At 73.7% G+C, this 7,638-nt stretch carries 9 protein-coding genes; 6 read left to right on the plus strand and 3 right to left on the minus strand.

Annotation, left to right across the window (positions count from 1 at the left end; all coding sequences use genetic code 11):
• From GTW67_RS26720 to GTW67_RS26730, 3 genes are all read left to right on the plus strand, one after another.
• The coding region (locus GTW67_RS26720) for a helix-turn-helix domain-containing protein (RefSeq protein ID WP_161167341.1) at positions 1-420 on the plus strand (420 nt) is incomplete at its 5' end.
• An 80-nt stretch (positions 421-500) separates the two neighbouring features.
• Positions 501-1,115 carry a hypothetical protein gene (locus GTW67_RS26725; protein ID WP_161167342.1) on the plus strand — a complete coding sequence of 205 codons (615 nt, stop codon included), beginning with the start codon at positions 501-503 and terminating at the stop codon, positions 1,113-1,115.
• A 107-nt stretch (positions 1,116-1,222) separates the two neighbouring features.
• Positions 1,223-1,558, plus strand: coding sequence for a DUF2516 family protein (locus GTW67_RS26730; protein ID WP_161167343.1), 336 nt, complete (start codon positions 1,223-1,225; stop codon positions 1,556-1,558).
• Between the two features lie 33 nt (positions 1,559-1,591).
• Here GTW67_RS26730 and GTW67_RS26735 read toward each other — a convergent pair whose 3' ends face one another.
• The 3 genes from GTW67_RS26735 to GTW67_RS26745 all read right to left on the minus strand — a co-directional run bounded on the left by GTW67_RS26735 (position 1,592) and on the right by GTW67_RS26745 (position 5,378).
• Positions 1,592-2,980, minus strand: coding sequence for a PP2C family protein-serine/threonine phosphatase (locus GTW67_RS26735; protein WP_161167344.1), 1,389 nt, complete (start codon positions 2,978-2,980; stop codon positions 1,592-1,594).
• A gap of 270 nt (positions 2,981-3,250) precedes the next feature.
• Complete coding sequence (locus GTW67_RS26740) at positions 3,251-4,354, minus strand: C40 family peptidase (protein WP_161167345.1); 1,104 nt, start codon at positions 4,352-4,354, stop codon at positions 3,251-3,253.
• A gap of 211 nt (positions 4,355-4,565) precedes the next feature.
• Positions 4,566-5,378 (minus strand): class I SAM-dependent methyltransferase, encoded by an 813-nt coding sequence (locus GTW67_RS26745; RefSeq protein WP_202437738.1) that lies wholly within the window; start codon positions 5,376-5,378, stop codon positions 4,566-4,568.
• Positions 5,379-5,548: 170 nt separating this feature from the next.
• Here GTW67_RS26745 and GTW67_RS26750 point away from each other — a divergent pair, with 170 nt between their 5' ends.
• From GTW67_RS26750 to mshA, 3 genes are all read left to right on the plus strand, one after another.
• Positions 5,549-5,962 carry a DUF4260 family protein gene (locus GTW67_RS26750; RefSeq protein ID WP_161167346.1) on the plus strand — a complete coding sequence of 138 codons (414 nt, stop codon included), beginning with the start codon at positions 5,549-5,551 and terminating at the stop codon, positions 5,960-5,962.
• The gene (locus GTW67_RS26755; protein WP_161167347.1) at positions 5,925-6,494 is read left to right on the plus strand and encodes a TetR/AcrR family transcriptional regulator; all 570 of its coding nucleotides are present in this window, start codon (positions 5,925-5,927) and stop codon (positions 6,492-6,494) included. Before GTW67_RS26750 ends, GTW67_RS26755 begins: the two co-directional genes overlap by 38 nt.
• A 130-nt stretch (positions 6,495-6,624) precedes the next feature.
• Positions 6,625-7,638: D-inositol-3-phosphate glycosyltransferase (gene mshA / locus GTW67_RS26760; protein ID WP_161167349.1), on the plus strand; the 1,014-nt coding region annotated here is incomplete at its 3' end.

A 7,638-nucleotide genomic window follows, 5' to 3' on the forward strand; every position in this document is an offset into this window, starting at 1 on the left:
CAGCGGCGCAACGCGCAGCTGTCGCTGCGGCAGCTCGCCGACGCCGCCGGGGTGTCGAATCCGTATCTGAGCCAGATCGAGCGCGGGCTGCGCAAGCCGAGCGCGGAGGTGCTCCAGCAGGTCGCCAAGGCCCTGCGGATCTCCGCCGAGACGCTGTACGTGCGCGCCGGGATCCTGGACGCGGAACGGGACCGGGACGACGTGGAGACCCGTGCGGTCGTCCTCGCCGATCCCACGCTGAACGAGCGGCAGAAGCAGGTGCTGCTCCAGATCTACGACTCCTTCCGCAAGGAGAACGGGTTCGGCACCGACGACGCCCCGGCCGACGCCACCGAGAGCGGCCCCGGCGGCTCCATACCCGGCCGCCGCCCCCGTACGAGCGGCGGCAGCGACGCCGACCCGCAGCAGTCGGCCGGCTGAGCAGGCGCGAGCAGCCGGCCGGACGGGCGCGGGACCACCAACCGACCCTCAGCAGAACGCATTCCGGGAGGACCAGCACCATGGCCATCACCGACGACCTGCGCAAGACCTTCAGCGACCCCACCCCGCTCTACTTCGCCGCCGGCACCGCCGACCTCGCCTTCCAGCAGGCCAAGAAGGTGCCGGTGCTGGTGGAGCAGCTGCGCTCCGAGGCGCCGGCCCGCATCGAGGCCGTGCGCAACACCGACCCGAAGGCCGTCCAGGAGAAGGCGACGGCCCGCGTCAAGGAGACGCAGGGCACCCTCCAGACCAAGGTCAACGAGTTCATCGGCTCCCTCGACGCCGACTTCAAGAAGCTCGGCGAGACCGCCCAGGACCTCGCGCTGCGCTCCGTCGGCGTCGCCGCCGAGTACGCCGTCAAGGCCCGGGAGACGTACGAGAAGGTCGCCGAGCACGGTGAGCAGGCCGTGCGCACCTGGCGCGGCCAGGCCGCCGACGGCATCGAGGACGTCGCCGAGAGCGTGGAGGAGGTGGCCGTGGCCGTCGAGCCGAAGCCCGAGCCCGTCACGGTCACGGAGGACAAGCCGGCCGCGGCGAAGAAGACCCCGGCCCCGGCCGCCCGCAAGGCGCCGGCGAAGAAGCCCGCCCCGGCTCCCGCCGCCAGCGCCAAGAAGACGACGCCGCCCGCCAAGTAGGAGAGCGGAACCACACGCGGGCCGGGCACCCTTGGGGTGTCTGGCCCGTTCTCCGGGTACGGTGACCGCGTAAGGACGACCCGAGTCTGGTGGTGGACGTTGTGCTGATGCAGGGGTTCGCAGGCTTCATGTGGCTGCTGAGCACCGCCCTGATCGTTTTCAGCGGCTTCGCGTTGATCGACGCCGCCACGCGCCGGGAGGACGCCTATCGCGCGGCCGACAAGAAGACCAAGCCGTTCTGGCTGATCGTCCTCGGACTCGCGTTCGTGGTGAACCTGCTGTTCCCGATCCTGTCGTTCCTGCCGATCATCGGTCTCATCGCGACGATCGTGTACATGGTCGACGTACGGCCCGTGCTGCGCGGCCTGCCCGGCGGCGGCCGCAACAGCCGCCGCGGCTCCAGCAGCGACGGCCCCTACGGCCCGTACAACGGCGGACGCTGACCCCCGCGCCGCCCTCCGGGGCGGCCGCGGCGGTCAGGGGACGCGGTCCAGCAGCAGGACGGCCACGTCGTCCGTCAGCTCGCCGCCGTTGAGGTCGCGGACCTCGTTCACCGCGGTCTGGATCAGCTCCTCGCCGCGCAGGCCGTCGGCGAAGCGGCGGCGGACCATCTCCACCATGCCGTCCTGGCCGAGCCGTTCGCGGCCCTCGCCGATGTGGCCCTCGATCAGGCCGTCCGTGTAGAGCATCAGGCTCCACTCGGCGCCCAGCTCCACCTGCATCCGCGGCCAGCGGGCACCCGGCAGCAGCCCGAGCGCCGGGCCGTTGTTGTCGTACGGCAGCAGCCGCGCCGGGACACCGGGGCCGGCGACCAGCGGCGCCGGGTGACCGGCCAGGCACAGGCCGGCGCGGCGCCCGTCCGGCGCGATGTCCACGGTGCACAGGGTCGCGAAGATCTCGTCGTCCGAGCGCTCGTGCTCCAGCACCTGCTGGAGCGTGCCGAGCAGCTCGTCCCCGCACAGTCCCGCCAGGGTCAGCGCACGCCAGGCGATCCGCAGCTCCACACCGAGCGCCGCCTCGTCCGGGCCGTGCCCGCAGACGTCGCCGATCATGGCGTGCACGGTGCCGTCCGGGGTGCGGACCACGTCGTAGAAGTCGCCGCCGAGCAGGGCGCGCGAACGGCCCGGCCGGTAGCGGGCGGCGAAGCGCAGCGGGGAGCCGTCCAGCAGCGGGGTCGGCAGCAGACCGCGCTCCAGGCGCGCGTTCTCCTGCGCCCGCAGCCGGCCCTCGGCCAGGCGCCGCTCCGCCGAGTCGGACCGCTTGCGCTCCACGGCGTAGCGGATCGCGCGGCTCAGCAGCCGGCCGTCCAGCTCGTCGCGGAACAGGTAGTCCTGCGCGCCGACCGCCACGGCCTCCGCGCCGCGCTCGGCGTCGCTGGAGGAGGTGAGCGCGAGCACGGCGTGCCGGGGCGCCAGCTCCAGTACGTGCTTGAGCACCGCCAGCTCGTCGTCGCCCCCGCCCTCGCCTGTCCGCGCCGGGGCGGACAGGGCGAGGTCCAGCAGGATGCAGTGGACGTCGTCCGTCAGCAGCCGCGCGGCCTCGGTGAGGTTGCGGGCCGTGCGCACCCGGATCGGCTTGCCGGACTGGTCGAGCAGGTCCGGCACGATCGGCGAGCCGGCCGGATCGTCCTCGATCAGCAGCAGCGTCAGGTTGGTGGGAGCGGTGCTGGGGGCGGTGCTCTCTCGCTGGTCCGTGGTCTTCTCGCGCTTCTCCGTGGGGTTCTCTCGCTGACTGGTGGGGTTCTCGGCCGGGTTCGTCCCGAGCGGGGCCGGTTCCGGGGAACGGCCGCTCGGCGGGGACGCGGCGGGCGCCTGACCGCACTCCGCGGCCGGGATCGCCCTCTGCCGCGGTACGGGTACGGGCATCGTCTGGGTTCCTTCCCTCCCCCCGAGGGCATGGCGGGGCGAGGGACCTCGACCCACCGACGGGGACCATAGCGGGTGACGGCGCCGCTGCGGAATGGTCCACAACACGTCGGACGGCCATCGGCCACTGTCATATGCCGCGTTTGCTAACGCAGTTGGACACGTCGGCCGCGGTGCGGGGATGACGAACGTCACGCGGGGCCGGGCGTCCGGGGTGGACCGCGTCACGTGGGCGACGTCACGCTCGCGGTGCGGACCGCGTGGCCCGCGTCACCCCGCGGGCTCGGCCGCCGTGTCCGGGCGCACCACGCCGAGGATCGGCATCGTGCCCGCCCCGGCGATCGTCACCGTGCGCCCGGGGCGCGGGGCGTGGACGACCTTGCCGTCGCCGACGTACATCCCGACATGGCTGGCGTCCTCGAAGTAGATGATCAGGTCGCCGGGGCGCATGTCCTTGATGTCGACGTGCCGCAACTGCTGCCACTGCTGCTGCGAGGTGCGCGGGATCGCCTGCCCGGCCGCCACCCACGCCTGCGAGGTGAGGCCCGAGCAGTCGTACGCCTTCGGGCCCTCGGCGCCCCACTGGTACGGCTTGCCGATCTGGGCGGTGGCGTACTCCACGGCCTTGGTGCCCTGCTCGGTCGCGTCGGCGCCGAGGTCCTTCACGACGCCGGAGCCGAGCCAGGCCGCCTGGGCCTTCTCCTGGGCCAGCTTCTCCAGCCGGGCGAGGCGCTCCTTCTCCTCCTGCTCCAGCTCGGACTCGACCTTCTCGGCCGCCGCGATCTGCCCCTCGATCGTCTTCTGGGCCTTGGCCTTGGCCTTGCGGTTGGCCTCCAGCTTCTTCCACTGGGCGGAGGCGTCCGCCTGGTAGGCCTTCAGGTCCTCCTGGGTGCGGGTCATCTCGCCGAGCAGGCCCTTGGTGGCGCGCTGGCCCTGCATCACCCGGCCGGTGCTGTCCAGGAACTGCTCGGGGTCCTCGCTCAGCATCAGCTTGGCCTCGTCGGACAGCCCGCCGGTGCGGTACTGGGCGCGGGCCGCGGCACCCGCGCGGTCCTTGAGGCCGTCCAGCTTCTGCTGCCCCTCGACGATCTTCTTGGCCAGCGAGACGAGTTCGGCGGACTGCTGCTGCGCCTTCTCCTCGGCCGCGTTGTACTCGTCGGTGGCCGAGGCCGCCGCGCGGTAGAGCTTGTCGAGCTTCTTGCGCACGGCCTCCAGGTCCTTGCCGGGAGTCGCGGCGGGCGGCGGCGTCGCGGAGGCCGTCGGCGACGGGGTGGGGTCCGGTGCCGCGAACGCCGTGCCCGGGGCGGCCAGCACGGTGACCGCGCAGACCACGGTCACGGCGGCAGTCGTCAAGCCACGCATCCCCGTACGCATACCTCGCCCCCAGAACTGATTTACCGTCAGTAACTTCGGTCGTTCGAGGGATCGTGCCATGCCGGCGCGGAAAGATACAGAGGGGACACTTCCGCGGCATGTGGAGGGCTTCCCCCCGCTTCTCTCCCCTTCCCCGGCCGTCCCGGCACGGCGCTTCCCGGCTGTGTGACGAACGTCGCACGGAGATCGTTCCCGCGGTGCGGCCCGCCGTTCAGCCGCGCGGGGCCAACGCCTCCCAGCGCACCGTCACTTCGCCCTGCCGCCACCGCGCCGGACCGTCCGTCACCGGCCAGTCGGCGGTCAGGTCCCGCACCGTCCGAAGCCAGCGCTGGCGGGCGCCGTAGGAGGCGTAGGGCGCGGCAGCGGCCCAGGCGCGGTCGAAGTCGCGCAGGAAGGCGTGCACCGGCTCGCCGGGGACGTTGCGGTGGATGAGCGCCTTGGGGAGCCGTTCGGCGAGGTCGGAGGGGCGGTCGAGCGAACCGAGCCGGGTCGCGAAGGTGACCGTGCGCGGCCCCAGCGGTCCGAGCGCGACCCATACGTGCCGGCGCCCGATCTCGTCGCAGGTGCCCTCGACCAGGAGTCCGCCGCGCGAATGCTCCGTCGCCGGCGCGAGCCGCGCGCACAGCCGCTGCCAGACGGCGGCGACCTCCTCCTCGTCGTACTGGCGCAGCACGTTCGCCGCGCGGATCAGCAGCGGGGGCCGGGGGACCGGGACCTCGAAGCCGCCGTGCCGGAAGACGAGCCCCTCGCGCGCGTACGGCCCGGCCGCCGCCACCCGCGCCGGGTCGATCTCGACGCCCACCACGCGCGTGCGCGGCGCGACCGTGCGCAGCCGGTGCAGCAGCTCGACGGCGGTCCAGGGGGCCGCGCCGTAGCCGAGGTCGACGGCGACGGGGTCGGCGGCGCGGCGCAGTTCGGCGCCGTGCACGGCCACGATCCAGCGGTCCATGCGGCGCAGCCGGTTCGGGTTCGTTGTCCCGCGCGTGACCGTGCCCACGGGGCGGGTGCTGGCGCGGGCTGTCATGCGTACGAGGGTATGCGGCCGGTCCCGGGTGTGCGGCCGGTCCGGGGTGTGCGGCCGGTCCCGCCCGGGCCGGGGCAGGGACGCCGCCTTGACGGCTAACGCCGTTAGCCCTACGGTGGGGCTAACGGCGTTAGCCTACGCCGTCCCCACCCGACAGGAGGGACCGACCCATGAGCACGGTCACCGCTCCGCCGCCCCCGCGCGCCTTCGCCCTCGTCCGGCGCACCGCCTGGCTGCTGGGGGCGCTGTTCTGGTCCGCGTTCGCCGTCGTGGAGGCGGTGAACCACGGCTGGGCCGCGGGCCTCCTGGCCTTCGCCTTCTTCCTGGCGCCCGACCTCACCTTCCTCGTCGGCCTCTCCGTCGCGCCCCGCATGGAGAAGGGGCAGCTGCCGCCCCGCGCGGTCCCGTACTACAACGCCGCCCACCGCGCCCTGGTCCCGCTCGCGCTCGTCGTGCTCTACCCCCTCACGCCGCTGACCTGGGCTCCGGCCTTCGCGGCGCTGTGCGGGTGGCTCGCCCACATCTCGTACGATCGCGCCTTCGGCTATGGACTGCGCACCAAGGAGGGCTTCCAGCGTGGCTGACCGCCTGTCCCCCCGGGCCCGTGAGATCGCCGCGGAGGCGCGCGCCCTGCTGGAGGAGTCCGGGCCCGCCGCGCTCACCCTGCGGGCGCTCGCCGACCGCCTCGGCATCAAGGCCCCCTCCCTCTACAAGCACTTCCCGGACAAGAAAGCCGTCGAGGTCGAGCTGGTCGCCCAGTTCCTCGCCGAGACCGCCGAGGCGATGGAGGCCGCCGTGGCGCGCGAGCCCGGCTCGCCGGTGGCGCTGGCGCGGGCGTACCGGGCCTACGCGCTCGCCCACCCCCACCTGTACTGCCTGGCCAACGAGCGCCCCCTGCCCCGCGCCTCGCTCCCGGCCGGCCTGGAGGACCGGGCCGCCGCGCCCGTGCTCCAGGCCTGCGGCGGGGACGCGGACCTGGCGCGCTCCCTGTGGGCCTTCGCGCACGGGATGGTGGTCCTGGAGATCCACGGCCGGTTCCCTCCGGGCGCGGACCTGGCCGAGGCCTGGCGGAAAGGGACGGAGGCCCTCGCACGCAGCGAGCCGTCGAACGGTTGAGCGATAGGCGGTAATGATTCGGCAAAGGGCGGGAAACCGGAAATGGAGCATGGCCATCCGGTGTTCCCACCCCTTGGAGGGCGCCGTGCGTCCTCCCGACCGGCATGCCCGCACCGAGGAGGAACGGCTCGTGAGCCAGTACGTCAGCAGGCTCGGGCGTCGCTCACCGGCGGCCTCCCCGCGGCTGCGGCTGCATCGCAGGCCCCGCCGCGTCGCCATGCTCTCCGTGCACACCTCGCCGCTCCACCAGCCCGGCACCGGCGACGCCGGCGGCATGAACGTCTACATCGTGGAGCTCGCCCAGCGCCTCGCCGCGATCAACATCGAGGTCGAGATCTTCACGCGCGCGACGACCGCCGCCCTCCCGCCCGCCGTCGAACTGGCCCCCGGCGTCCTCGTCCGGCACGTCGACGCCGGCCCCTACGAGGGCCTCGCCAAGGAGGAGCTGCCGGCCCAGCTGTGCGCCTTCACCCACGGCGTCATGCAGGCCTGGGCCGGACACCGCCCCGGCTACTACGACCTGGTCCACTCCCACTACTGGCTCTCCGGCCACGTCGGCTGGCTCGCCGCCCAGCGCTGGGGCGCGCCCCTGGTGCACGCCATGCACACCATGGCCAAGGTCAAGAACGCCAGCCTGGCCGACGGCGACACCCCGGAACCCGCTGCCCGCGTCATCGGCGAGACCCAGATCGTCGCCGCCTCCGACCGGCTGATCGCCAACACGGCCGAGGAGGCCGACGAACTCGTCCGGCACTACGCCGCCGACCCCGCGCGCGTGGCCGTAGTCCACCCCGGCGTCAACCTCGACCGGTTCCGCCCCGCCGACGGCCGCGCCGCCGCCCGCGCCCGCCTCGGCCTGCCGCAGGACGCGCTGATCCCGCTCTTCGCCGGCCGCATACAGCCGCTGAAGGCCCCCGACGTCCTGCTGCGCGCCGTCGCCCACCTCCTCGACGAGCGCCCCGAGCTGCGCTCCCGCATCGTCGTGCCCGTCGTCGGCGGCCCCAGCGGCAGCGGCCTCGCCAAGCCGGAGGGCCTCCAGAAGCTCGCCGCGCGGCTCGGCATCGCCGACGTCGTACGCTTCCGCCCGCCGGTCGGGCAGGAGCAGCTCGCCGACTGGTTCCGGGCCGCGTCGGTGCTGGTCATA

This window comes from Streptomyces sp. SID5910 (assembly GCF_009862125.1).
GTDB lineage: Bacteria > Actinomycetota > Actinomycetes > Streptomycetales > Streptomycetaceae > Streptomyces.